Genomic DNA, 26,435 nt, shown 5'->3' on the forward strand with positions numbered 1-26,435 from the left:
GAAAATTGTATAATATGATAGAAGAAACGGTCTGAATTACTGAAAAAATGCTAGAAAATGAAAATAGTGACGAAAAAGAGGTTTTCTATCGAAATTAGCTTGATTTAACGGTTGAAAATACTTATATTAGTAGATGTAAGTAAATTTGACCGTTATTTTATGTTAGGAATTATGAAATGGATAATCAAAGCAATAGCAATGAACTGATTTTAAGAAAATCAAATAGCCTGATTAGTGGAAAATATAAGACAAGTTTGTTGGAAAACAAGCTGATGGCAATTGCACTGACCAGAATAGAAATCAGAGACAACTGTCCGGTAGCACGTCTTTTTCCGGGAGAAATCAAACAGATACTTGGAAAAACGAATGATACCAATATTTATAAGACATTAAAGAAGACTGCCAAGGTTATGACCGGGCATCAACTGGTGTTAGAGGATGGAAAGGGGAATTTCAAAGCTTTTTCCATGATTAACAATGCGGATTATGTAGATGGAGAGTTTACCATCACATTCAATAAAAACATGACGCCATATGTACATAACCTGAAAGCAAACTTTACGACAATGGAACTTGCAACATTGATGAAGTTCCAATACAATTACAGTTATCGTATTTATGAACTTTTGAAGAAAGAGATTTATCGCAGTGATCCAGATATTGATAATGGAATTGTACAAAAAGAATATGGAATCAATGAGTTACGATGCATGATTGGGCTTGTCAACATGGATGAAGAGGGGGTCAAGCGTGCGATTGCAGCAAACAAATCCTGGGATGATATTTATGAGAATATTGCAATAGAGAAGCAGTTTCCGGTCTGGTATGATTTCCGAAGGAAAGTATTGGATGTCGCACAGAAGGAATTAAAAGAAAAATCGGACATCAAATTTGATTATTCCGTGGAACGATATGGCCGGGGCGCCAAGATAAGAAGAATCCGTTTTTACATCAGTGAAAATGACCCGGATATCTCGATTGTAGAAAGCGTGAAAAATACAGCAAGTATTATCAAAATCAAGAATAATCAATATACACAGATGAATTTTGAAGATATTGAGGAGTTCCCACTGCAAGAATATGTTGGACACAATGGTCTAGAACGCGATGACCTGGAAGTATTTTTAAAACTGGCGGAGGGCGATGTGGACCGCGTGGTCAGTGCCATTCAGATGTCAGATGCGCAGCCGGAGATTCGAAACCTCGTCGGATGGATTCGTTCCTGTATCAAAGATGGCTACAAACAACCGGTATCAACGGTGAATGGAAGCAGCGAGGCTGCGGAACGGATTGAAGAAATCAAGCAGACTGTTGAAGAGAACAAGAATGATATCGCAATGAAAGTCTGGGAAAGAATCCAAAACAAGAGCGAGTATGGAGATTTCCTGGAATATATGAAGAAAAATGGTATCAAAGAAGATACAATAGAAGTAGTTTATGATGTGGAAGAGCGAATCGATCTTTTCACAAAATGGAAAAAAGGATTATAGAAAAAGGTGCTAAATACTATATTTAGCACCTTTTCTTTTTAAGAATACTACATATATGAATTTGAAATTTCAACAAAATGGAAAAATGCAGGATATCCGTCATTTTTAAAAATATTTCAAACGCTTTAAATGGCGAAATAAAGGATTTTACGACGAAAGGTGAAGAAGTTTACGAGTAAGTAATAAAAATGCCTGAAATCGCAAAATACGAGGTTGTAAAAAGAGCATACGAAAATTTAGAAAACCTTAATAATTTTTTCAAATAACTTAAAACATCTAAACTGAAAAATATGCTAGTATGAAAAAAGTTGATGATTGATGCCTGATACAAAGTATCTACTTTATATTAAGGAGCGTGAGATAGAGATGGATATTTCCTATTATAAAACAGGGGATAGAGAACAGAAGAGAAAAAGAAATCGGAAATTCTGGAATGTCTGCAAGATGATACTGACACTGATTTTACTTATCGTTGTCATTTGTGGATGCAGCCAGTATCTGATGACAGCATTGAATAGTTAAGATAGAAGAGATGGAAATTCTCCATAATAAGAACAAATTTCGCAAATTTGAAACCGCGTAACATTTGTTACAGATTCTTTTTAAAAAAGAGGATATACTTGGCCTATCAAATGAAACAACACAAACATTGGATGCCGGCTATAAAAAAATCCGGCACCTTAATAAGAAAGGATAGGCAATAAAATGGAGAATAAGATGTTTTGTTTCCAGTGCGAACAGACGGCTGGATGTAGTGGATGTAAAGGAAATGCAGGTGTCTGCGGAAAATCAGCAGAGACAGCAAACCTTCAGGATGAATTAACAGGAGCTTTAATCGGACTTGCGAAAGCCTGTGCAGGAAATCCTTACACAGACAGCGCAATCGATGTTATGATAAAAGGTTTGTTTACGACCATCACAAATGTAAACTTTAATAATGAAACTATTCAGTTATTAATTGACGAAGTTCATGCAGAAAAGCAGAAAGTTGTACCAAACTGTTCCGCTTGTGCTTCCAGATGTGGAAATACAGATGATTACGATTTAAATAATATCTGGAATGATAACGAAGATATTCGTTCTTTGAAATCATTGATTCTTTTTGGAATCAGAGGTATGGCAGCTTATGCATATCATGCACAGGTATTAGGATATAAAGACGAAGATGTACGGAAATTCTTTGTGAAAGCATTGTCTTTCTTAGGATACGATTTAGAAATGGGAGATTTACTTCCAGTTGTGATGGAAGTTGGTGAAGTCAACTTCAAATGTATGGAGCTGTTAGACAGGGCTAACACAGAGACTTATGGAAATCCTGTTCCAACAACGGTGCCGCTCACAATTGAAAAAGGACCATTTATCGTAATTTCCGGTCATGATTTATATGATTTAAAACAGTTGTTAGAGCAGACAAAAGACAAAGGAATCAACATTTATACACATGGCGAGATGCTTCCTGCACATGCTTACCCGGAATTGAAGAAATATCCTCATTTAAAAGGGAACTTTGGTACTGCATGGCAGAATCAGCAGAAAGAATTTGATGCGATTCCAGGAGCTGTGTTATTTACAACAAACTGTTTAATGCCAGTTAAACCAAGCTATGCTGACCGTGTATTTACAACGGAGATGGTATCTTACCCGGAAATTGTACACATCGGAGAAAACAAAGATTTTACACCGGTAATCGAGAAGGCATTAGAGTTAGGCGGATACAAAGAAGATCATGAGATGACAGGTATCAACGGTGGAAAAGAAGTGACAACCGGATTTGCACACGGAACAGTTCTTTCTGTTGCTGATAAAGTAGTAGAAGCTGTAAAAGCAGGAGATATCGGACACTTCTTCTTAGTTGGTGGATGTGATGGAGCAAGAACAGGAAGAAATTATTATACAGATTTTGTAAAACAGGCACCGGATAATTCGATTATCTTAACCGTAGCTTGTGGAAAATATCGTTTCAACGACTTAAATCTTGGAACAATCGGTGGATTACCAAGAATCATGGATATGGGGCAGTGTAATGATGCATACAGTGCAATCCGTGTTGCCGTTGCATTAGCAGAAGCATTTGACTGTGGAGTCAATGAGCTGCCATTATCCATCGTATTATCCTGGTATGAACAGAAGGCAGTATGTATTTTATTAACATTATTATATTTAGGAATTAAAAATATCCACCTTGGACCAACACTTCCTGCCTTTATTTCTCCAAATGTGTTAAACTATTTGGTAGAGAACTTTGGAATTGCGCCAATCAGTACCGTAGAAGAGGATATGGCAAAATTATTAGGATAAGGAGTGAAATCGGATGAAGGAAGATGTAGCTGCTATTTTGCAAAAGTCCCCGCTTGGCCGGGGGCTTACCAAAGAGGATATCGATGAGATTTTAAAAGATAAGAGTACGCAGATTAAGACATATGAAAAAGGAAACACGATTTTTATGGAAGGGGAGAAACCGTCTAAGATTTTTCTCCTGGTAAAAGGAAATGTCGGCGTTTTAAAGGGAACTTTTTCCGGAAAAAGAATTTTAATTACAAACATTGAGCATCCAGGTGAACTTTTTGGAGAGGTATTCCTTTTCATGGAGAAACCAATTTATGAGATGCAGGCAGAGGCGTTGGAAAAATCGGTTGTGCTAGAACTGCAAAATGAAAATTTTAAAGAAAGCAGTGCAACTGGGAGCAGAATTGAAGAACTGCTAAGAGGAAATCTGATGAGTGTCTTTGCGATGAAGGCGTACCGGTTAAGCAGTAAAGTGAGGGTCTTAGGATGCACATCTATCCGCGAGAAAATAGCAGTATATCTGACTGAACATCAGGGAAAAGATGGCTCCCTGAAGAACATTCCGTCAAGAGAGGAGATGGCGGATTATCTGAGTGTAACCCGTCCATCTTTATCCAGAGAGCTTGGTAATATGGCAAAAGAAGGCATCATTAAGATGGTTGGAAGAGAGATTGTCATAACTGATCAGGACATGCTAGAAGAGTATTTATAAAACCACAGATTTAGTTGAAAAAGGAGAAAGAAAATGGTAAGAAAAATTGTTCATATAAATGAGGAATTATGTAATGGATGTGGTGCGTGTGCAAATGCCTGTCATGAGGGTGCTATCGCAATGATTAACGGAAAAGCAAGATTGATAAAGGATGATTATTGTGATGGATTAGGCGATTGTCTGCCAGCCTGTCCGATGAATGCAATCCAGATTATCGAACGCGAGGCAAGAGAGTACGATGAGGAAGCTGTAAAAGCAAGAATGGAAGCAAAGAAACGTGCCGAAGAAAAAGGCTGCACAGGCGCTAATGTTCACATGTGCCCTGGAAGTATGGCAAGAAGTCTTAATTCCCAGAATGAAACTGCAACAAATCGTGTAGTTGAAACAACAGAGAAAGAGGTTATGGTACAGAGCAGATTACAGCAGTGGCCTGTTCAGATTAAACTTGCGCCAATCAATGCGCCATATTTTGACAATGCGAACCTTTTGATTGCAGCGGATTGTACGGCATATGCCTATGCGAATTTCCATGAGAAATTCATCAAAAATCACATCACATTAATTGGTTGTCCAAAACTGGATGAAGGAGACTATGCAGAAAAGTTAACCGAAATCATCCGCATGAACAACATTAAGAGTGTGAAAGTAGTTCGTATGGAGGTTCCTTGCTGTGGTGGAATCCAGAATGCTGTTATGCGTGCCTTACAAAGCAGTGGCAAGATGATTCCATGGCAGGTTGTAACCATTGGATGTGATGGAAGAATTTTGGAAGATTAAGAGTGTAAAAGTTTTATAGGTAATTGCGAAACAAGTTCGCAATCTTGATTGAAAACAAGGATAGAATCCTGCAATGCAGGATTCTTGGAATGGAAGGTGGCAGTCATTCATTTAGGGCATGACAAAAAGGCTTCATAGTTAGTATGAAGCAGAAAAATTTATAAAATCTCAATTTTAAGCAATCAAAGGCTTAAGACTTCGGATGTATTGATGTTGATGAATTTTATCAGCAACGATTACTGTAACAAGTTGAGCTATGCCAGCCAAAAGTAAATCGGCATGAAGCGTTTTTTCGTTCTGGGTTTTACGATTAGCTACGCAAAAGCTGTCTTTAAAGTGGTTAATAGATTTTTCAACGTTTACACGGATTTTATATGTTTCTTCCCATTCGTCTGACCCCCGTTCCACTCCGGGATAGGCACGAAGATTCTTTTCGGGATAAACGTAAATCATTCTTCCACAGGAAGATGTTGTGCAGGGATTATCACAATGGCATACACGGCGTTTTGTTTTATCTGCTTTATTGTATTCCCATTTCATTTTCGGGCAGACAAATTTCATCGTGGGAATTTTGCTTTTTAAGTGTGATTTACTACCTTCTCTTTTCATAGGAAGCGAAGGATCATGAGGACAACAGGGAACACCATTTTCGTTGATGGTATAACCGTTATCTTCCATAGAAAGTTTAACGCGGAGAGGAATAAATGCTTTTTCAAATCCAATTTCACCGAAAAGAGATTTGTAGATTTCAATCGTGTCAAAAGCAGCATCACCAAGAAAAGTCTTAGGGGCGATAAGCGGATGCTTCTGAAAGAAATCAACCAGGACAGGAAGCAGGGCTTTTGAATCGGCAAGAGATTTATCCTCATCAGGAGAGTCAGATTTCTTTTCCACAACGATATCCGGATGAGCCTTTAGGAACTCTTTGTTATAGAAAGTGATATCACGGACAATACCAAGTCCGTTGGTTACAATGCCAAACTTATAGGCGTAACAGAAATGTCCATTAATGTACATCTGCTGGATTGCCTGATTGGAAGCAGCATGCGTAGGCATGGAACCATAAGCAGCCTTATAAGGATCATAGGAATCATCAAGGTTATGGGATTTCTTGAAAGCCTTTAACTGCTTGATAATACGGTTTGCGTATTTTGGATTATTTTCAGTCACCCAGGCTTCAATGCCAGAGGTATCGAAGATGGTCATAGCCGCCAGATGAGGATCAAGTTTTTGGCATATCGGTTCGGTCATATCAACCATGTGAACGAACATAGATTGTAAGTCCATCAGGAAATCCTGTTTAAAACGGGTAAATTTTGAGGCATCAGGAACAACATCAAAGCCACAGAAATCACGTAATTCCTGAGAGTATTTCAAGAAAACGATTAGGAGCATATCAGTCGGGATTGAGAATATACGCTGAATCAGAAAAGCTTTAAGCATTGGATAAAGCTGGTGCTTACGAGGTCTTCCGGTTGAAGCATGAAAATGAGTAACAAAAGAAACAGGAACAATTTCATCAAGGTTAATGGCTTCATCAAGAAGAGAAAGGAACTGGTATTTGTCGTTGTCGAATTTATTTTGGCAATCTTCAAAAACTTCTGCCAAAGAGAGCTGTTTATGTGTTATCATGTAGGTATATCTCCTTTAGGTGGATTGGTTGATAGTTTCTCACAACTCTATTTTACCATAAACCTTGAGGAGATATTTTATTTTAACAACAAAAAAAGCCGTATTTATGCGGCTTTTGGCGTTTCGCAAGCGCCTAAAGGTGAATATTGTGGAAAAGGAGCAGAATTTACTTATGATGTATCCGAATATTTAGCAAGTACGGATGTATATGACACACAAAGTTATAGTGAGGAGCTTAACGAGGAAGAAAATGAAAAGTTAAATACAATTTTTTCTGGAACAAAAGAAATTTCAATTACAGTAGGGAAGTTCAAAGGAGGATTTCCTAACGGTAAGGTAAAACAATATGAATATGGAAAGCTATTATATGATGGACAAGAAAAAAAGGGTGAATATGATGGGAAGGGAAAATTATATTATTCATTGTCAGATAATTTAAGATATAAAGGGAAATTTACAAAAGGAAAATATAATGGAAAGGGAACAGAGTATGATGAGGATGGAAATAAATTATATTCTGGCAAATGGAGTATGGGGGATTATAAGAATTAAAAATATATTTAGATGCTTAAAACCCTCGATATACTAAATTATCATACATAATAGCATAGAGTCACTAAAAGTCCTCGTTTTTTCAAACGAGGGCTTTTTTTTTACTGAAAGAAAATTAATAGTTTGCAATTTGTTATTTATAAGATTAGGAAAATTACTGTCTTGGGTTTTGGTTATAAAAAGTTTTCATCGTTATAATTTTTTTATAATATAAGCCTTAAACATACAATGAGTATTAAATATATAATATGTAAAAAATATATGTTCAATGAAGGAATACAAGTGATTTAAGTGCAAAGATAAGTGTTGTAATTCATGGAAGAAAGATGTTTTGCTTCAAGAGCAAATAAATTAGGAAGAACTGGTATGTATTATTAAGAAAACTGATTGGATATAAGGAATGAAGTGTTTGAATATATGTAAAAAGATTGTAGTGTTCAAAAGGTTGAAGATTGTTACATAAAGGCTTCATGTGTAGATTCTTTTTAAGCTGGTATTGAACACAAAAAGCTACATGTCAGAATTGCGTCCCATAGAAATTCCCTAAACTCATCCTAACATTGATTCCCCAATAAAATCCCCCAATTTACATCACAGACAAATAAAAAATCACACACATTCCGTGCGCCAACCCCTGCTTATTTCATCTCATACTAACCAGATAGGAAATAAATGGAAAAATTCTTAAAATAGTTATTGACAACTAACTAAGGTTAGGCTACACTAACTATCGTAGGAAATGAAAATAATTATCAACACAAGAAAGAAGGGATGAGATGATGCCTTTAACAATGGCCAGAGAAGGAGAACAAAACGTCATCAAAAAGGTTGGCGGAAAAGAAGAAACACGTAGATTTTTAAAAAATCTTGGATTCGTTACCGGAGGTGTCGTGACAGTCGTTTCTGAAATGGGCGGAAATATGATTGTGAATGTGAAGGATTCAAGAGTCGCAATCGGAAAAGATATGGCGAATAAAATTATGGTCTAAAAAGCAGTTTCGAAATAAGGAAGAAATCCCTGAAATGGGAAGAGACAGAAGCAGCTTAAAGATAAGAAGAAAACCTGATAGGGATGATGAAGCGCTGATTTTGCGCTTTTATCAATAGAGAAAGAAAGAAGGAGCTTTAGTAATGAAGACATTAAAAGAAGTTGCTGTAGGGCAGACAGTAAAAGTGAAGAAACTAAACGGCGAAGGCCCTGTGAAGAGACGTATCATGGATATGGGAATCACAAAGGGTGTTGATGTGTTTGTAAGAAAGGTTGCACCTCTTGGAGATCCTGTTGAAGTTACAGTAAGAGGATACGAGTTATCACTTCGAAAAGCGGATGCTGAAATGATAGAAGTAGAGTAAATTTTTTTGTTATATAGTTAGTCAAAACTAATCTAAAGTGCAATATAATAGGAAAAAATTCTAATAATAGTTGCATGTGACTAACCAAATACATATTACGGAATAGTTCAAAAAGTTTACAAGTGGCGTAAAAAGTCACAAGGTTTTAAATGAAATTTTAGAGGAAAGAGGAACAAGGAAATGTCAATCAAAATCGCATTAGCAGGTAACCCAAACTGCGGAAAAACAACGTTATTTAATGCGCTGACAGGTTCAAACCAGTTCGTTGGTAACTGGCCTGGCGTAACAGTTGAGAAAAAAGAAGGTAAACTGAAGAACCACAAAGATGTTATCATCATGGATCTTCCGGGTATCTACTCTTTATCTCCATATACATTAGAAGAAGTGGTTGCCAGAAATTATCTGATTGCAGAAAGACCAGATGCTATCTTAAATATCGTAGATGGTACAAATATTGAGCGAAACTTATATTTATCTACACAGTTGATGGAATTAGGAATTCCGGTCATCATGGCAGTCAACATGATAGATGTTTTGGAAAAAACAGGAGATAAGATTCATGTAGACAAATTAAGCAAGAAATTAGGCTGTGAAGTGGTTGAGATTTCTGCATTAAAAGGTACTGGTATCCAGAAAGCTGCAGAAAAAGCAGTTGCCTTAGCACAGCAGAAAAAATCAATGATGCCGGTTCATGAATTTGCAGATGCTGTAGAGTCCGCAATTGAGCGTGTGTCAGATAAACTTGCAACTCAGGTTCCAGAAGAACAGAAACGTTTCTTTGCAATCAAGTTGTTAGAGAAAGATGACAAGATTTCCACACAGCTTAAGACAATGCCAAACGTAGATGAAGAAATCAGCATGTTGGAAAGAGAATTTGATGACGATACCGAGAGTATTATCACAAATGAGAGATATGTATACATTTCTTCTATTATTGATGAGTGTTGCACAAAGAATAAGAAAAAGACAATGACAACTTCGGATAAGATTGACCGTATCGTTACAAACAGATGGGCAGCGCTTCCAATCTTTGCGGTTGTTATGTTTATTGTTTACTATGTATCCATTACAACAGTCGGTGGTTTCCTGACAGACTGGACAAATGATACTTTGTTTGGTGAATGGATTGTTCCGGGAGCCCGCAGCCTTTTGGAAGGCATCGGTTGTGCAGACTGGTTAACAGGTCTTATCGTTGACGGTGTAATCTCCGGTGTTGGTGCCGTACTTGGTTTCGTACCACAGATGTTAGTATTATTTATCTTCCTTGCTTTCTTAGAGAGCTGTGGATATATGGCACGTGTCGCATTTATCATGGACCGTATTTTCCGTAAATTTGGTCTTTCCGGAAAATCCTTTATCCCAATGTTAATCGGTTCCGGTTGTGGTGTTCCTGGTGTTATGGCATCCAGAACAATCGAAAACGACCGTGATAGAAAAATGACAATTATGACCACAACTTTTATCCCTTGTGGTGCAAAATTACCAATCATCGCAATGATCGCAGGTGCGTTCTTTGGAAACTCAGGATGGGTTGCAACAAGTGCTTACTTCGTAGGTATCGCAGCAATCATCTGCTCTGGTATTATTTTAAAGAAAACAAAAATGTTCGCTGGAGACCCGGCTCCATTCGTTATGGAACTTCCAGCATATCACTGGCCAACCGTATCTAACGTATTAAGAAGTATGTGGGAGCGTGGATGGTCCTTCATCAAAAAAGCTGGTACTATCATTCTTTTATCTACTATCGTATTGTGGTTCTTAATGAGCTTTGGATGGGAAAGCGGAAGCTTTGGAATGGTAGAAGAATTAAACAATTCTATTCTTGCTTCTATTGGTAGCGCAATTGCATGGATTTTTGCTCCTCTTGGCTGGACACAGGCCGGAGAAGGATGGAAGATGGCAGTTGCAGCCGTTACCGGATTAATCGCAAAAGAAAACGTAGTTGCAACATTTGGTATGTTGTTTGGTTTTGCAGAGGTTGCAGAAGATGGTGCAGAAATCTGGGGAAACCTTGCAACTGTTATGACACCAATCGCAGCTTATGGATTCTTGGTATTTAACTTATTGTGTGCACCTTGTTTCGCAGCTATGGGTGCCATCAAGCGTGAGATGAACAATGCAAAATGGTTCTGGTTTGCAATTGGATATCAGTGTGGATTAGCTTACTTAGTATCTCTTTGCATCTACCAGATTGGTACTTTAATTACAACAGGAGCATTTGGCGTTGGAACAGTAGTTGCATTTATTATTGTAGTTGGATTCATTTATCTGTTGTTTAGACCTTATAAAGAAAGTTCTTCCCTTAACGTAGGGGGAAAAGCAGTTGCCGGCTTAAAATAACAAACAACAGATTCCATTTGGAAAGGAAGTATGCAGATGGGAACTTTAATTGTAGGTATCATTTTACTTATCATTGTAGCACTTATTGTAGCAAGCATGGTGCGTGACAAGAAAAATGGAAAATCATTACAATGCGGAGGCGATTGCAAAAACTGCGGAGGTCACTGTCACTAAGAGCCCAGGTTTTGGAGGAATTCGTATTATGCAAAAAGATAGCATTATTCAGAAACTGAAAGAACAAGGATGCCGTATCACAAAACAGCGCCTGATGCTGCTCGATATTATTTTGGAGGAGGATTGTTCTTGTTGTAAAGAGATTTATTACAAGGCATCCAAACAGGATCCAAAGATAGGGGCAGCAACGGTCTATCGTATGATTAATACGCTAGAAGAGATTGGAGCAATCAGCAGGAAGAATATGTATAAGGTTTCCTGCGATGACGATTGCGAAAACAAGGCAAATTGTACCTGCACAATCGAGTTAGATGATAATTCTGTTATTGAGTTATCGGAGCATAACTTAAGACACATTATTGCATCAGGTCTTACAGCGTGCGGATATCTGAATGGACAAAATATTAAAAGCGTGAAAACAACCCCATGTGCTTGTGGAAACGCATCATAAAAAATTGCAGTCAGTGAAAACTGGCTGCAATTTTTTTATGGAAAAAGAAGGTCTGATAATGAGAAAATAAACCGTTTAACAGTCTTGACGAAGCAGCCTAATATCGGTAAAATATAGACAGTTAGTTAAGACTAACTAAAAACTTTGAGGAAAGGATGCTTATGTGCCAGGAAACATTTGAACTTGTAAAAGGGATGAATTTGAAGAAAATTGATACGCAGCTTGCGCTGCAGTGCGCACCGCTTATTACAGGAATCAAGATAGCCAATCTTTTGATTGTGCAGGATGCAAATGAAAAGCTGGTTCGCATGGTATTGCAACGGAGTGGGATTTCCTTTTATCGTTTACTGCAATACAAACATAAGACAACATTCTTACTTTTCCGCAGACAACAGCTGGAATCTTACTTAGCCCAAAGGGAAGTGCAGAGTGTGTTAAAGCAACAGGGATATGAAGATTTCACAATGGGAAACCTACTAAGGACATTTTCCATGCGCTATCAGGAATGCAGAAAAAACGGTGAAGATTTTCCACATGAGATGGGAATTTTCCTCGGATATCCGGTAGAGGATGTCACAGGATTTATCGAGCAGAAAGGACAAAACTTTTTGTATTCGGGATATTGGAAAGTCTATCAGGATGTGGAGCAAAAGCAGGCATTATTTCAAAAATATGAGCTTGCGAAGGATTTGTTGATCAAACTGGTATCCGATGGTACAGATATCAGAGAAATCATAGATTATTATAATAAGAAAGAACTGCACATTGCAGGATAAAGAAGGAGGATATTATGAGTAAAATTCAAGTAGTTTATTGGTCACAGACAGGAAATACAGAGGCGATGGCAGAAGCTATCGGAAAAGGTATCACAGATGCTGGAAAAGAAGCAAATGTAGTGCCGGTAAGTGGAGCATCCATGGACGAGTTAAAGGCAGCAAACGTATTTGCAATGGGATGCCCGGCAATGGGAGCTGAGGTGTTAGAAGAGATGGAAATGGAACCTTTTGTAACAGAGGTGGAAGGATTTGTCTCCGGAAAAACAGTTGCATTGTTTGGTTCCTACGGCTGGGGAGATGGACAGTGGATGAATGACTGGGTAGACCGTATGAATGCTGCAGGAGCAAAGGTTTTAAATGGGGAGGGACTGATTTGCATGGAAGCACCGGACGATGAGGCAATTGCAGAATGTGAAAGCCTTGGCAAACAGTTAGCAGGTATCTAAGATGAGCGTTGTAATCGTAGGAGGGCACGACCGTATGGTGTCCCAGTATAAGAAAATCTGCAAAGAGCATCATTGTAAAGCGAAAGTTTTTACACAGATGAGTGGAAACTTAAGTACAAAAATCGGAAGTCCGGATCTGATTATTTTATTTACCAATACCGTGTCGCATAAGATGGTGCATTGTGCATTGACAGAGGCAGAAAAATGTAATGCAGATATCGTAAGATGTCATACAAGCAGTGGCACAGCATTACATGATATTTTAAGAGAGGCGTGTGGGGCCGCTTGTTAAGAAAAGCTTGTGGGGATAGCAAAAATATTGTATACTATAGAGAGAAAAGGGTTCATTCAATAAAGAATGAACCCTTTTAGAGTAGAAAAAGATGGTGATAAAATGAGATTCGTTGCAATTTTGCTATACGCAGCTGTATTGCTGATGTTGATTCATACAAATTTCAAGGCAAAAGAGAGAGAAGGAAGACTTGCAAAACAGGTACGAAGTGTGTTAGTGACCGCGATGCTAATTACATTTTCGTACCTGTTGTTACTTTTTTCAAACAACTACATATTTAGTTCTATATGGTATAGTATCTATTTCATGTCGATGGACTGGCTCTGCTTTGCATTGCTGGAATATGCCCTGATTTATATTGACCCGTCGAAACATTTTCCAAAGACACGCCTTGCCACGGTTTTGATTTTATCGGTTGACAGTGTGTCGATTGCCTTAAATGTAAAATTTGGGCATATTTTTCATTATAAAGCAACAAGATGGGATGGAAAAATCTGGCTCGCCGTCACGGGAACACAGTTATTTAACGTTCATCTGGCAATCTGTTACTTTTTGCTTGGGCTGTGTTTTTTTGAGCTGTTGCGGGCGGCATACAGGAGTCCGAAGCTTTACCGGGCAAAATATGAAAATGTTGTCATTGGATTGTTAGTCGTGGTGTTTGTAAACGCATTTTTTGTCTACACATCGTTAATCGTCGATTTATCCGTGCTTACCTACGGATTTGCCGGGATTATTTTTTATAATTATACCTTTGAATATCTGCCGAAAATTCTTGCAGTGCGTGCCTCATCCGTGATGGTGCATTTTTACTCGGACCCGATTCTGGTATTTGATATGGATGGCGCCTGTATTACCGCAAACCAGATTGCAGTAAAAAGATTTTCCGTTGGAGAAAAGAGTTCTTATGGAAATCAGGAAAATGTATTGTCTGAATTTTGTGAACAATATAAAATTTGTAAAAAAGAGGAATTAAACAAAAAGTTTACAAAAGAGAAAAAAATCAAAACGAAGCAGGGAGCGATTTTTTACCGGATTGAATATAATATTCTTAGGGATAAAAAGAAACAGGAAATCGGTTACTATTTCTTGCTGCATGACATGACGGAGGAGATAACCGCGAGAAACCGGGAATGGTATCTTATGACGCATGACAGGCTGACCGGGCTTTATAATCGGGAGTATTTTTATGAACAGACGAAAAAGATGCTGGAGGCACATCCAGATACGGAATTTGTGATAGTATGCTCGAACATTGGACAGTTTAAGCTTGTAAATGAGTTCTTTGATGTGGAATTTGGAAACAATATTTTAAAAAATATTGCGGATACCATGCGAAAAAATGCGACAGAGAAGTCTGTGTATGGAAGACTGGGCAGTGACCGGTTTGCAATCTGTATTCCGGCCAAATCGTACGATGAACGATGGTTTTTGGATGATACAGGGAAAATCGAGGTAAAGGATATTCATAATTATAATCCGCCTTTCTGCGAAAGGCACCAATGCGTCATGAAACACTTTGGCTAACTTCCGCTTTTCTAATTTATATTCCTTCTGATATTATTTACCTATAAGACTGACACACTACAGAACACGTGGAGGTGAGTGGCGGGGCTGTATAGCGGCGACCTCGTATAATTATTTGTTGTCGGTCATCCGTTAAGGCATCAATGATTGGCGCATAACGTAGCCCGTAAACTTATCTCTTCCAAAGTCGACTCGATTTTGCCGGATGACCAGTCACTGTCAGTTTTATAACGCTAAATCATCAGGAGGTACTTTTATTGTCGTTTAAAATTCTCAAAAATAACTGTTGTGGTCTTGACGTCCACAAAACCTGGATCTATGCCTGTATCGGCATAACTGATTCCCTGAAACGTACCGAGTATAAAGAAGCCCGCTTTTCTTCCTTTACCAAAGGTCTGCAGGAGCTGTGTGACTGGCTTTCCAAATACAACTGTACGGATGTCTGCATGGAATCTACCGGTAAGTACTGGATCCCTGTTTTTAATGTTCTGGAGAAGAATAACATCTGGGTTACTCTTTCCCACCCCAAATATACCAAACCGCAAAAAGGCAACAAGACTGACCGCAAGGATGCTAAATGGATTTGTGACCTATATATGTGTGGAATGGTAAAACCTTCCTTTATTCCACCGGCTGACATCCGTGAATTAAGAGATTTAGTAAGATACCGTTTCAAACTCACTTGTATGATCACCGGTGAGAAGAATCGTGCTCATAACTGTCTTACTGTTTCTAACTTAAAACTGGATGATGTCTTTTCTGATATATTTGGTAAATCCTCCCGTTCCATTACGGAACAGATTTTACAACACCCTGGGGAAACATTTGATGTGTCACCTTTTGTGGATAGCAGATGTAAGACTCCTACCGAAGAAATACAAGCTGCTGTTGATGGTGCCATATCCAAACAACAAGCTGTAAAGCTCAGACAATGTTTAAATCACATTGATGAATTAGAAATGCACAAAGTAGAAATAGAACGGGAAATCTTTCGTCTCAGTGATAAGTATGAAAGCATTCTCAATCTTATACGAACCGTACCTGGATTCGATAAGACCCCAATGACTGCTATTCAGGTGCTTTCTGAAATCGGAGGTGATATGTCTGTCTTCCCCACAGCTAAAAACCTCATATCATGGGCTGGATGTTGTCCCCGTAATGATCAAAGCAATCATAAAATCAAATCCACTAGGATTTCCCGTGCTGGTTCTTATTTTAAACCAGTTTTGGTGCAAGTTGCAAATGCTTTAATCAAATCCAAGAAACACCCAGAATTTACAAACCGTTATCGACGTATAAAAGCACGTCGTGGTCACAAGAAAGCTATCATTGCCATCTGTCGTATGATCCTGACCGCTATCTGGCACATACTCACAGATCTAAAACCATATACGCCTGAAGGTTTTCTTGAATCGCGACCTGTGAATAAATCCAAAGTATTGACTACTTCACAGGCACTTAATTTAATGAAGCAGCGAGGCTACATTATCAAAGATGATGTTGTTCCTGTTACCTGATTAGGTGTTGTGTATATATTCAATTTTTAAAACCGACTGCTTAGGCGGTTTATTTGCTATGCTCTTTATTTTTAGGCTGTCCTCTACTTGTTTGTTTCAAACTTTCACGTTTGTAAATTATTTTGGAGTCTATTTTATTAAGAACCGCGACATGTCAGTGGGAGCAATGTGTGACCGCGCAATCACTGCCATTGAATCCATAAAAGGGGATTACAATAAAAATGTTGCCTATTACAATAAGGAAATTCATGAAGAATATATGAGGGAACAGAAGCTGATTGCGGATTTTGATGAAGCAATCGAGGCGGAGGAGTTTGAAATCTATATTCAGCCACAGACTTCACTTACAACCGGACGCTGTGAAAGTGGCGAAGTGCTGGTTCGCTGGTGTCATGGAGAGGATGGCATGATTTCGCCGGGCGTATTTATTCCGGTATTCGAGAAAAACGGCATGGTAGCGCGATTAGACCGCTATATCTGGGAAAAGGCATGCCAGGTTTTAAATCGCTGGGAAAAAGAAGGAAAAGGCGAAATGTCGCTGTCTGTGAATATCTCACCAAGAGATTTTTATTACATGGATATTGCAAAGGAATTTTCAAAACTGATTCAAAAATATCAGATTAATCCGGCAAAATTAAATCTCGAACTGACGGAAAGCGCGTTTGTAAGGGAACAGGAGCAGATGTTAGAATTGCTGGAACGCTTGCAGAGTCTGGGATTTTCGATTGAAATGGATGATTTTGGAAGCGGTTATTCTTCTTTGAACACCTTAAAAGATATTCCGGTGGATGTTTTAAAAATTGATATGGGATTTTTCAGTGATACAGATGCAAAAAGCCGTAGCAGAAAAATTGTGGAGATGGTCGTCCAGCTTGGTAAATCACTTGGAATCGCAGTGATTGCAGAGGGAGTGGAAAAAGAGGAAATCGTTACCTTTTTGAAAGAAGTCGGATGCGACATGATACAAGGTTACTTTTTTGCGGCACCGATGCCGGTTGATACGTTCGAATCCCGGTATTTTTCTGAATAAATGGAGTTTGCCAATGAAAAAGAAGCACGTTTGAGGGAACGTGCTTCTTTATCGTTGAAGTTAAGGGTTCTTCAACGAAAGGGGGAGAGTTTATGAAAATTTTTGAAAAGGTTGTTTACCTTTTGACAGGTATTAGGATACCAACAAATTGTGACCAAAATAAGGACATAATCTGAAGAAAAAATGAAGTCTATCGAAAGATTTTCTAAAAATGTCCTGGAAATGAATGTTAATTTTATCACAAAAGTAGTATAATCGGTATATCACAATGGGTAAATGGGAAAAGAGAGGTATGATATTTCATGGAGAATGAAAACAAATATGCACTGCTGGTAGATGCGGACAATATTGCACCAAAGTATCTGGATATTATACTAAGTGAGGCAAAAGAGTTTGGTACCATCAGCATTAGACGAATCTATGGGGACTGGACGGACAATTCAAAATCGTCCTGGAAAGAGACACTGTTGGAGAATTCGATTACTCCAATACAGCAATATACCTATACAAAAGGGAAAAATTCGTCGGATTCAGCGATGATTATTGACGCCATGGATATTTTATATGGAAATAATGTAGATGGGTTTATTCTGGCATCCTCGGACAGTGATTTCACAAGGCTTGCCATGAGACTTAGGGAATCCGGCAAGGATATTATCGGAATGGGAGAGAGCAAGACGCCATCTCCTTTTGTAAAAGCGTGTCGTGTGTTTAAGACGCTTGATGTGCTGTATAAGGCAACACGTCCTGGCAAGAAGAAAGTCAAGGAAAAGGGTGTTAAAGTAGAGGTGGAGCAGGAAGAACAGGAAGTAGCACCAATCACAAGTTTTGAGACCATCAAATCAACCATTATTTCACTGATTGAGAATAAGTCTCAGGATGATGGATGGCTTTTCATGGGAGATTTGGGAAATTATCTTTTGAAAGAGTTCCCGGATTTTGACTGTCGTAACTATGGATTTAACAAGCTGACACAGCTTGTGGCAAGTTTTGACGAGATTCAGACGAAATCAGGAAAAACAAGCCGTGGAATCACACTTGTCTATGTGAAAAAGAAATAGGAATTAGCGAAAAAGCCGCGTAAGAATGGAGATTTTATGGAACAGAAAATCAACATTGTATCAAACGATTCCATTGCAAACGAATTAAACATTGCAAACCTGACAGAACTTTTAAATACACTTGGAATCGATGCGAAAGCGCAGAAACAGGCAGGACAGATTACCCTGCAGGTTGCTTATACAGGAGAACAGATATCCAATCTGAAAAAGCGAAATGCGGGACGAAAAAGAAAGCTGACTGAGAATCTGACATACGGAGATGTGGAGCAGCTGTTAGAAACTACATCTGTAAATGAAATCGCCCGATTAGCAAACATTTCAAGGGCAACCTGTTATCGAAGAATTCAAAGATTAAGACAGTACCAGGAGGAGAGTAAGAAAGAGAATGCTCCTTTTGGTGAGATTTATAAAGGATATACGTTTTAAAGGAGAGACTTTACTTGGTGTACCAGTTGAGGCACATTAAGATAAAGTCTTTCATTGTTTCACAAAAAGGGATGTCAGTCTTTTCTTTTCCAATTAAAGACATTGCTTCTTTTATCAATGGGTGATTCTGGCAGCCACTGTTGGTTCCAACGGCATAGTGATAGATGGCAAGAAAAAGCTGTTCTGCTTTTTCATTAGAAATATGAAGATTCTCTGCCAAAACGGAATTGAGCTGATCCGCCAGAGTATAGTAAGATTTTTTGAATGCGGCAAGGCGTTCAATGGAAACGTTTGTCTCGATAATGGTAGAGAGAATGGCACAATATTTCAAATAATCGCGGTGGCAGTTTAAAATATTTGCCCAGACTTCTGCCAGGACTTCATGGCTGTAAGTGCAGCCGAGCGGATACGCACTGAGTAGATTTGTCATGTAAGCATCCCGTTTATCTGCAATGATTTCCAGGAAAATGTCTTCTTTTGTTGTGACATAGTTATAGAGCTTACAGCGGGACCAGCCAAGCTTATTTGCAATGGTGGTCAGTGTAATCTCCTGATAGTCCTCCGTTGAAAAAAGAGCATCGGCTGCCTCCTTGATTTCCACCAGACACTGTTCTTTTTGTTTTTCACTTCTTGCACGTACACAACAAGACATGTTTTACCCTCCTAGAAAGTTCTTATTTTTATTATAACGTGGGAATGGAAAATTGACAAGATACAAATTGTATGATATATTTCAAATAATAGACACGGCGTATGTTAACAAACGAGAGGATGAAATAAAATGACGAACCGATTATTTGAGATTTTGGTAGATTCATTTTGGAAAATACTTGTGCCGGGTATTACGATGACAGTACCTTTGACGATTATTTCCTTTGCAATTGCACTTGTTATTGCAGTTGTCGTTGCATTGATTCAGGTAGCAGATATCAAGGGCCTAAAACAGCTTGCCAGATTTTATGTGTGGGTAATCCGTGGAACGCCGCTTCTGGTGCAGCTATATGTGATTTTCTATGGCTTGCCAAGACTTGGACTTTTAATCAATCCGGTTCCGGCTGCGATTTTTGTATTTGCAATCAATACCGGCGCCTATGATTCCGAGACGATGAGAGCAGCGATAGAGTCTGTTTCCAAGGGACAGTTAGAAGCTGGCTACTGTGTGGGAATGAGCTATTGGCAGACGATGCGTCGAATTGTGCTTCCACAGGCATTCCGTACCGCATTTCCGCCGTTATCAAACTCCTTAATCAGCCTGGTAAAAGATACGTCTCTTGCCGCAAACATTACGGTACTGGAGATGTTTATGGCGACACAGCGTATTGTGGCAAGAACTTACGAGCCATTGGCATTGTACATAGAAGTTGGTGCCATCTACTTACTTTTCTCAACCGTGCTGACGAAGTTACAGCGTGTGGGTGAGAAGAAACTGGCAAAATACGGAGCATAGGAGGTCATGGCGTTGTTAGAAATACAGAATATTCAGAAAAAATTTGACGGCATGGAAGTCTTAAAGGGCATCAGCCTTTCCGTGAAAAAAGGTGATGTTGTCGCAATTCTTGGACCAAGTGGCTCCGGGAAAACAACATTGCTTCGCTGCCTGAATTTTTTGGAGACAGCGGATGCCGGAACGATGGTGTTTGATGGAGAGCAGTTTTCTTTTGGACATGTAAGCAAGAAGGATATTGCCAGAATCCGCAGAAAAACAGCATTTGTTTTTCAAAATTACAACCTATTTTTGAATAAGACAGCTTTGGAAAATGTGACAGAAGGTCTGATTGTTGCAAGAAAGATGCAAAAAGAGCAGGCGATTCAGATTGGAAAACAGGCATTGGATAAGGTAGGACTTTCCGATCGTTACGATTACTATCCAAGTCAGTTGTCGGGAGGACAGCAGCAAAGGGTTGGAATTGCAAGAGCGCTTGCCACAGATCCGGAAATCATCTTTTTTGATGAGCCAACGAGTGCCTTAGATCCGGAGCTTGTCGGAGAAGTGCTGACAGTTATGAGAAAATTAGCTGAGGAAGGCCGTACGATGATTGTGGTCACACATGAGATGAATTTTGCAAAAAATGTGTCATCGCATGTAATTTTTATGGAGGATGGCTCCATTTTAGAAGAAGGAGATGCCAAAACATTTTTTGAACATCCAAAAGAGGAGCGTGTCAAACTTTTCTTAAAAACATTAGGACAGGAAAACAGAAAGGATAGCGTATGAAAAAGAAATTAATCGCATTACTAATGACAGTGGCAGTTTCTGCAACCGTATTTGCAGGCTGTGGCACAGAGAACAAAGCAGACGAGAATACAACAGAAGCAACTACAAATGTAAATGAAGAGGGCGGTGATTTATTAAGCCAGATTCAGGATAAGGGAGAGATTGTAATTGCAACAGAAGGAACCTGGTCTCCATGGACCTATCACGATGAAAACGACGAATTAGTTGGATTTGACGTGGAAGTTGCAAAGGCAATTGCAGAAAAATTAGGCGTGAAAGCAACTTTTGTGGAAGGTGAATTCGATGGACTGCTTGCCGGAATCGAGGCAGGACGTTACGATATCATGGCAAACGGAATTGAAGTGACAGATGAGAGAAGCGAAAAATATGATTTTTCCGATCCATATGCTTATATTCGTACCGCAATTATTGTAAAAGATGACAACGATTCTATCAAATCTTTTGAAGATTTGGATGGAAAACAGACTGCAAACACATTAACAAGTACTTACGCAGCGCTTGCAGAAAGCTATGGCGCAACTGCAACAGGCGTAGATGATTTGAACCAGACCATCGAACTTTTGCTTGCAGGACGTGTAGATGCAACTTTGAATGCAGAGGTTACTTACTATGATTACATGAACGCACATCCAGATGCAGCTTTAAAAATTGCAGCGTTGACCGATGATGCATCTTTAGTCGCAATTCCAATGAGAAAAGGCGATGAAACAGCTTCTTTAAGAGAGGCAATCAACAAAGCAATCGTAGAACTCCGTGAGGAAGGCGTTTTAGCAGATTTGTCCAACAAATATTTTGGAAACGATATTACTGCGGAATAAGAAAGTGATTTGAAACAATGATTACCCAGGAAATAGGTCGGTTCTTCTATGAAAATGGAAGGGACGGCAGGTTTTCTGGGTGTTTTTTATTTAATGACTGTAAAAATATATCAATGTGGATGTACTGTAAAAATAATAGAATTCGATAGTAAATGTAACATTTATAAGTTCTGTTGTTTAGTGTTAGAATGTTGCATTTACTTATATATTTTACGTGGTAGCTGGTCAGACATATACTTATTTTCTTTCAAGTGGCAGCGTTCAGACATATACCTATTTTCTTTCAAGTTGTAGCGTTCAGACATATACCTATTCGCTAAAGTCAGGTTTAACGAATAAATACATGTCTCAAAATTAATTATGAGACATATATTTAATATGGATAGGTTTTGAGATTTTCATAAAGGTATATGGAATCATATAGATATAGGGAATACAGAAATGTGATGTCCTAATGTAGACGTTATTATCAAGTAAAGGGCGTACGAGGTTTGGAAAGCTAGGATACGCCCATTTTTCAGGAAAATCAGTCGCTAAAAACAGCTAAATGGGCGTGGAGATAGAATGAAGTTCTTACTACGCCCCGATTTTCGTAAAAACCGGGGCGTACGATGGTTATTCTATATCCGTACTGCCCATTTGAGGAAAATTTTAACTGAAAAAGAAGGAAAAATGGGCGTAGGGAATGAAGAATATTCTTAAACGCCCACTGACTCATTCTAAAAAGTAATTATATCAAAATCCGGAGAATTATCCTAAGAAAAAGAACCTCCTCCCATCCTAAAGAAAAGTGAAAAAACCAGAAAGCTCTGTATGCGATTATTCTAATATGAAAGCAGGGAAATACATGTTTTTAGAAATAAAAATCGCATACAGAGCTTCTGTGTCTGGAAAACCTTGATTTTACTGACTTTTTAAAGATTTAATTTCAATATTTGCCAAATCATGGGGTGCAAATTGCAATTCCGGAACGACCATGTCGTATCGGTGCATCCAACCGACGTCGACTCCAACATAATTTGCAACTTCATTGACAGTGACACCTTTTAATGATAGTAAGTAGGCAATACTTCCGTTTCGCAAGTCGCTCAGGGTATAGTTATAAGAACCTTTTGAAAAAGAAACATATTTTTGATAAAGGCGCTGCAGCCCACGTGGAGTTAAGGCATCTCCCCTTGTGTTGACAAAAAGGGAATCCTGATTGGATGGCGAAACGGAAATCAGTTCCTGAATCAATTTTGCAATATCGTTTGGAATTTTTACTACCCGCTTCTGCCGCTTTTCTCCTAAAATAAATCCAAAGTGATTGGTAGAATCCACAATAATGCGGCTTCGTTTCAGAGAACAAAGTTCAGAGGTCGTCAGGGAGCACCGGATGACAATGCTGACTGCAACGTAAAGCTGTGGGTCTGCCTTGCACATCGTAAGAATGGAATCCATCTGTTTTAAATCTGGAACATGCTCCTTAGTAAGATAAACGTCGGGTTCTGGAAGATTTACCTCGGTAAATGGATTCTGATAAGCACGAATACTCCAGGTCAAACCATTTTGTAAGATAAAATTTGCAATTGAATGCAATCTGGAAAAACGCACCTGAATCGTGGAAAGCCTTAATTTTCCTAGATGATATCGATTTAGCTGATCATCAAAAAAGTTTTGCGCGTCCTGACCGGTCAATTCTAAAAAGTCTTTCTGACAAAAATCACAGATAGCACAAACTAACGAAAAATAATCGTTTTTTGTTTTAGTGGATCGAAAGGAATCTGAAAACCTTGGCCAGATGCGCTGGTAAAAGGTTGTTGAAAAATAGATACTTGGTTCTCTCATTTTGTTACTCCCGTCTGCCGTTGGCAGCAAGCTTTAAGAAATCTGTAAAATCCTGCAGCTGATTATCGCTAAAGTCATGAAAAAAATTGTTTACAACGCTCTCCTGTGCTGCAAGCAATGTGGCAACGACCTCATCCGAATGGTGTGACAGATAAATGTGTTGGCAGCGACGATCATTTGTATCAACAACAAGTGAGACAAAGCCTTTTTTTACAAGAGCATCCAGAGCCTTTGAGACATAAGCCTTGGAAAATCCACGATTCTGGCAGATTTCCTTTGCGGTATCAAACGCCGGATGAGATGCAAGAAAAACTAAAATATCCGCTTCTGCCCTGGAAATCTGACACGATTTGGCAGCACTTGTAAAAACAGTGTCATATTGGCTGGAAAATAAATTGTTGAAATAAAACAGTAAATTGAGGTCAAAATGGGTCATAAATCCACTCCTTTTTTCGAAAATAGATGAAAAAATCACTAAAATAGTTTCTTGAAAAACTAATTTTATATGTGAAAATAATAGTTTCTGTATAAACTAATTATAAATAAAAATAGTATTTTTGTCAAAGAATTTTGTGAGAAATATCGTCGAAAACCTTGTAAAATGCAAGGAAAATTGCAAAAAATGTCATGCATGACCAGGTGGCTTCAAAATTAGATTTCTGGAAAACTAATAAAATATCCGGCATTGGAGAAAAAATAGAAAAATGTAAAATGATGCCAATCCGTCATTTCGTGAGAAAACGACAGGATTCTTTCAAAAAGAAGAGGTGCACCAGGTAAGAATGATTCCATAAGATGAAAGAGAGATTGCAACCACTGTCTCATATTTAATTTTGAGACAGCAAGGAAATCCATCAAATAATATGGAACAAGACAATAATATTCTCAGCTACTGACTTTTTAGGAATTCGATTTTAATATCTGCCCAATTATGGGGTGCAAATCGCAATTCCGGGATGACCATGTTGCATTAATGCATCCAGGAAAAGGAGAAGTTAGACATCATAACATACAAGTGGAAAGGGAATATTATATGTTTTGTGAGAAAAGATGGGGTTGGATGATTCTCGCGGAGTTGAACAATGTCGCAAATGCTACCCGCTGCAGGCGGAGAATCTTGCTTGCAGGATTCTTTCTGCAATGCAAAATATTTCTTGAAAATATGACTCGAAGGTATTGAAACCTGCAATGCATGGGAATTGAGATGTTTTGGGTGAGGGTTTATCCTTGTTTGTGTTTTTATGTGGAGGGTGTAATTTTCATTTTATTATATGTATGTGTGGTGGGAAGAGATAAATGGCGGTTTTGTCGTTCTATATACATATCCCGACAATATGCGTCTTTTTTTACAGTCTTTCCTTATCGCTCTACCCTCCTTCTTTATCCACTCCTTTCTTTCCGGAATAATCCCAAAAACCTTTATTATATCTTACATTCCTACAAAGATTGAAGTATCATAGGGGCGTTGCTACACTTGTGAAGGTAACGCATGTTTCTGCATTACATATTAATTATTGTAAAATCCTGGCTATCTTTTGACACCCGAATCCTATGACAAAAAAAGCGTTCACAGACAGATTTCTCCATCTATAAACGCTTCTTGTCTTGATTCGTCCATTCTTTCTGCAATCGCTGCAGCTTCAAATAATTGTCCAAATTTTCTTATTTCTAGCGGCCTGCTCTTTTATTTTTCCAGCTTTGCATAGGTCTTATCCGTAAATTTCTGATTCTCGATGATAAAACGCTCATGTGTACCTTCTCCAATCAACCCGGACTTATCATAAACTTTTACATCAAAAACAAGACGTTTGCGGTCAACTTCTACCAGTTTGGTCTCACATGTTACTTTCATGCCAACCGGTGTTGCGGAAACATGCTTTACATTCACAAGTGTACCAACGGTACCTTGTCCATCCTCTAAATATGGCTCTACGCTGTTGCTTGCTGTATTCTCTACAAAAGCAATCATACAAGGGGTTGCATAGACATCCAGTTTTCCGCTTCCCATTACTTTTGCTGTCATCTGTTCCGTTACTGTGGTTGTCTGATTTGCGGTAATTCCAATTTCCATCTGTGTAAATTCCTTTCTGGTTCTGATTTTCTTAAGCCTATTATACCTAATTCCAGGCAGGAGTAAAATACTCTACGACATATTTTTTGATTTTTTCACGTTCTGTGCCAAGTGACAATGCAAGCTCGGCGTATAACCGGTCTTCTGCGATATGAAAATACTTTTCATCGATTGCTGTAATTTTTTTTCCATTTTCTTTCCGCTTTTGAATTCGCAAAGAAAGTGTTTTTATCATCTGAAGAAGATTCGTACAATTGCCACCGTTTACGTTCTCTTTGTAAATTTCTTCCCGTCTCTTTTCTTCCGTGATTCCGATTGGTTCAATCATTCCAATGTGATTCAAAAGATCCATCGCCTCTTCTTTTGATAATACCGGTCTCATGCGGCTTTCTTCTTTTTCAATTGGAATAAAAATCTTACTGCCTAAATTGGATAGCGGTACCAGGGTGTAGTAGAGATCTCCTGAACTGTTAAATTCCAGTGGACCAATGCTTTCTACTACACACGGACCTTTGTTACCACATACTACATAATCATCAACCTGATACATACTTACCTCCTTAAAAAAATAGACTTATCATCGAATGTCTCCAAGATAAGTCAATTCCAAACATCAGTTATAAACTTCTTGTCTTAAAAGCTGA

General features: G+C 38.5%; 27 protein-coding genes and 1 pseudogene. 22 read left to right on the forward strand and 6 right to left on the reverse strand.

Going from position 1 to position 26,435, the window contains the following annotated elements; all coding sequences use genetic code 11:
- The first annotated feature begins 176 nt into the window (after positions 1–176).
- The 5 genes from BIV16_RS15050 to BIV16_RS15070 all read left to right on the forward strand — a co-directional run bounded on the left by BIV16_RS15050 (position 177) and on the right by BIV16_RS15070 (position 5,265).
- Positions 177–1,490, forward strand: a complete 1,314-nt coding sequence (locus BIV16_RS15050) for a replication initiation protein (protein ID WP_075681375.1) — start codon at positions 177–179, stop codon at positions 1,488–1,490.
- 318 nt (positions 1,491–1,808) lie between these two features.
- Positions 1,809–2,012 (forward strand): hypothetical protein, encoded by a 204-nt coding sequence (locus BIV16_RS15055; RefSeq protein ID WP_075681377.1) that lies wholly within the window; start codon positions 1,809–1,811, stop codon positions 2,010–2,012.
- Between the two features lie 183 nt (positions 2,013–2,195).
- Positions 2,196–3,788: a hydroxylamine reductase gene (gene hcp / locus BIV16_RS15060; protein WP_173664563.1), complete on the forward strand. Its 1,593-nt coding sequence runs from the start codon at positions 2,196–2,198 to the stop codon at positions 3,786–3,788.
- Positions 3,789–3,801: 13 nt separating this feature from the next.
- Positions 3,802–4,488 carry a Crp/Fnr family transcriptional regulator gene (locus BIV16_RS15065; protein ID WP_075681381.1) on the forward strand — a complete coding sequence of 229 codons (687 nt, stop codon included), beginning with the start codon at positions 3,802–3,804 and terminating at the stop codon, positions 4,486–4,488.
- Positions 4,489–4,521: 33 nt separating this feature from the next.
- Positions 4,522–5,265, forward strand: coding sequence for an ATP-binding protein (locus BIV16_RS15070; protein ID WP_075681383.1), 744 nt, complete (start codon positions 4,522–4,524; stop codon positions 5,263–5,265).
- 254 nt (positions 5,266–5,519) lie between these two features.
- On the opposite strand, the pseudogene BIV16_RS15075 reads toward BIV16_RS15070, so the two are convergent.
- Positions 5,520–6,897 (reverse strand): annotated as a pseudogene (locus BIV16_RS15075) (transposase).
- Between BIV16_RS15075 and BIV16_RS15080 the strand changes: the two are divergent.
- The 14 genes from BIV16_RS15080 (at position 6,886) to BIV16_RS15145 (ending at position 18,839) form a co-directional block, all read left to right on the forward strand.
- Complete coding sequence (locus tag BIV16_RS15080; RefSeq protein WP_330546511.1) at positions 6,886–7,449, forward strand: hypothetical protein; 564 nt, start codon at positions 6,886–6,888, stop codon at positions 7,447–7,449. The pseudogene BIV16_RS15075 and the gene BIV16_RS15080 overlap by 12 nt on opposite strands.
- A 776-nt stretch (positions 7,450–8,225) precedes the next feature.
- Positions 8,226–8,438, forward strand: coding sequence for a FeoA family protein (locus tag BIV16_RS15085; protein WP_075681389.1), 213 nt, complete (start codon positions 8,226–8,228; stop codon positions 8,436–8,438).
- Between the two features lie 142 nt (positions 8,439–8,580).
- Positions 8,581–8,802, forward strand: coding sequence for a FeoA family protein (locus BIV16_RS15090; protein WP_075681391.1), 222 nt, complete (start codon positions 8,581–8,583; stop codon positions 8,800–8,802).
- A gap of 180 nt (positions 8,803–8,982) precedes the next feature.
- Positions 8,983–11,142: a ferrous iron transport protein B gene (feoB, locus tag BIV16_RS15095; protein ID WP_075681393.1), complete on the forward strand. Its 2,160-nt coding sequence runs from the start codon at positions 8,983–8,985 to the stop codon at positions 11,140–11,142.
- Between the two features lie 36 nt (positions 11,143–11,178).
- Positions 11,179–11,316 (forward strand): FeoB-associated Cys-rich membrane protein, encoded by a 138-nt coding sequence (locus tag BIV16_RS15100; protein ID WP_075681395.1) that lies wholly within the window; start codon positions 11,179–11,181, stop codon positions 11,314–11,316.
- 28 nt (positions 11,317–11,344) lie between these two features.
- The gene (locus BIV16_RS15105) at positions 11,345–11,767 is read left to right on the forward strand and encodes a Fur family transcriptional regulator (protein ID WP_075681397.1); all 423 of its coding nucleotides are present in this window, start codon (positions 11,345–11,347) and stop codon (positions 11,765–11,767) included.
- A gap of 161 nt (positions 11,768–11,928) precedes the next feature.
- Positions 11,929–12,543, forward strand: a complete 615-nt coding sequence (locus tag BIV16_RS15110) for a DUF3793 family protein (protein ID WP_075681399.1) — start codon at positions 11,929–11,931, stop codon at positions 12,541–12,543.
- 14 nt (positions 12,544–12,557) lie between these two features.
- Positions 12,558–12,989 (forward strand): flavodoxin, encoded by a 432-nt coding sequence (locus BIV16_RS15115; RefSeq protein WP_075681401.1) that lies wholly within the window; start codon positions 12,558–12,560, stop codon positions 12,987–12,989.
- A gap of 1 nt (position 12,990) precedes the next feature.
- Entirely contained in the window at positions 12,991–13,281 is a 291-nt protein-coding gene (locus tag BIV16_RS15120; RefSeq protein WP_075681403.1) for a DUF2325 domain-containing protein, read from the forward strand.
- A 102-nt stretch (positions 13,282–13,383) separates the two neighbouring features.
- A complete protein-coding gene (locus tag BIV16_RS15125; RefSeq protein ID WP_159435950.1) occupies positions 13,384–14,805 on the forward strand; it encodes a histidine kinase N-terminal 7TM domain-containing diguanylate cyclase in 1,422 nt (473 codons plus the stop codon).
- 257 nt (positions 14,806–15,062) lie between these two features.
- Entirely contained in the window at positions 15,063–16,322 is a 1,260-nt protein-coding gene (locus BIV16_RS15130; RefSeq protein WP_075680103.1) for an IS110 family transposase, read from the forward strand.
- A 151-nt stretch (positions 16,323–16,473) separates the two neighbouring features.
- Positions 16,474–17,352, forward strand: coding sequence for an EAL domain-containing protein (locus tag BIV16_RS15135; protein WP_075681407.1), 879 nt, complete (start codon positions 16,474–16,476; stop codon positions 17,350–17,352).
- A gap of 302 nt (positions 17,353–17,654) precedes the next feature.
- Complete coding sequence (locus tag BIV16_RS15140; RefSeq protein WP_075681409.1) at positions 17,655–18,413, forward strand: NYN domain-containing protein; 759 nt, start codon at positions 17,655–17,657, stop codon at positions 18,411–18,413.
- A gap of 36 nt (positions 18,414–18,449) precedes the next feature.
- Positions 18,450–18,839: an AsnC family protein gene (locus tag BIV16_RS15145; RefSeq protein WP_075681411.1), complete on the forward strand. Its 390-nt coding sequence runs from the start codon at positions 18,450–18,452 to the stop codon at positions 18,837–18,839.
- 10 nt (positions 18,840–18,849) lie between these two features.
- On the opposite strand, the gene BIV16_RS15150 is transcribed toward BIV16_RS15145, so the two are convergent.
- Positions 18,850–19,491 (reverse strand): TetR family transcriptional regulator, encoded by a 642-nt coding sequence (locus BIV16_RS15150; protein ID WP_075681413.1) that lies wholly within the window; start codon positions 19,489–19,491, stop codon positions 18,850–18,852.
- A 129-nt stretch (positions 19,492–19,620) separates the two neighbouring features.
- Here BIV16_RS15150 and BIV16_RS15155 point away from each other — a divergent pair, with 129 nt between their 5' ends.
- Genes BIV16_RS15155 through BIV16_RS15165 form a run of 3 tightly spaced genes read left to right on the forward strand, consistent with a single transcriptional unit; the run spans position 19,621 to position 21,893 of the window.
- Positions 19,621–20,286, forward strand: coding sequence for an amino acid ABC transporter permease (locus tag BIV16_RS15155; protein WP_075681415.1), 666 nt, complete (start codon positions 19,621–19,623; stop codon positions 20,284–20,286).
- 12 nt (positions 20,287–20,298) lie between these two features.
- A complete protein-coding gene (locus tag BIV16_RS15160) occupies positions 20,299–21,054 on the forward strand; it encodes an amino acid ABC transporter ATP-binding protein (RefSeq protein WP_075681504.1) in 756 nt (251 codons plus the stop codon).
- Entirely contained in the window at positions 21,051–21,893 is an 843-nt protein-coding gene (locus BIV16_RS15165) for a transporter substrate-binding domain-containing protein (RefSeq protein WP_075681417.1), read from the forward strand. The genes BIV16_RS15160 and BIV16_RS15165 overlap by 4 nt, the downstream gene beginning before the upstream one ends.
- A gap of 903 nt (positions 21,894–22,796) precedes the next feature.
- On the opposite strand, the gene BIV16_RS15170 is transcribed toward BIV16_RS15165, so the two are convergent.
- From BIV16_RS15170 to BIV16_RS15185, 4 genes are all read right to left on the reverse strand, one after another.
- A complete protein-coding gene (locus BIV16_RS15170; protein WP_075681419.1) occupies positions 22,797–23,720 on the reverse strand; it encodes a tyrosine-type recombinase/integrase in 924 nt (307 codons plus the stop codon).
- Positions 23,721–23,724: 4 nt separating this feature from the next.
- Positions 23,725–24,156, reverse strand: a complete 432-nt coding sequence (locus BIV16_RS15175) for a MarR family winged helix-turn-helix transcriptional regulator (RefSeq protein ID WP_075681421.1) — start codon at positions 24,154–24,156, stop codon at positions 23,725–23,727.
- Between the two features lie 1,248 nt (positions 24,157–25,404).
- A complete protein-coding gene (locus BIV16_RS15180) occupies positions 25,405–25,791 on the reverse strand; it encodes a thioesterase family protein (protein WP_075681425.1) in 387 nt (128 codons plus the stop codon).
- Positions 25,792–25,837: 46 nt separating this feature from the next.
- On the reverse strand, positions 25,838–26,341 hold the full coding sequence (locus BIV16_RS15185) for a CarD family transcriptional regulator (protein ID WP_075681427.1): 504 nt from the start codon (positions 26,339–26,341) through the stop codon (positions 25,838–25,840).
- Between the last annotated feature and the right edge of the window lie 94 nt (positions 26,342–26,435).

The sequence above is a fragment of the Roseburia sp. 831b genome (assembly GCF_001940165.2).
GTDB lineage: Bacteria > Bacillota > Clostridia > Lachnospirales > Lachnospiraceae > Roseburia.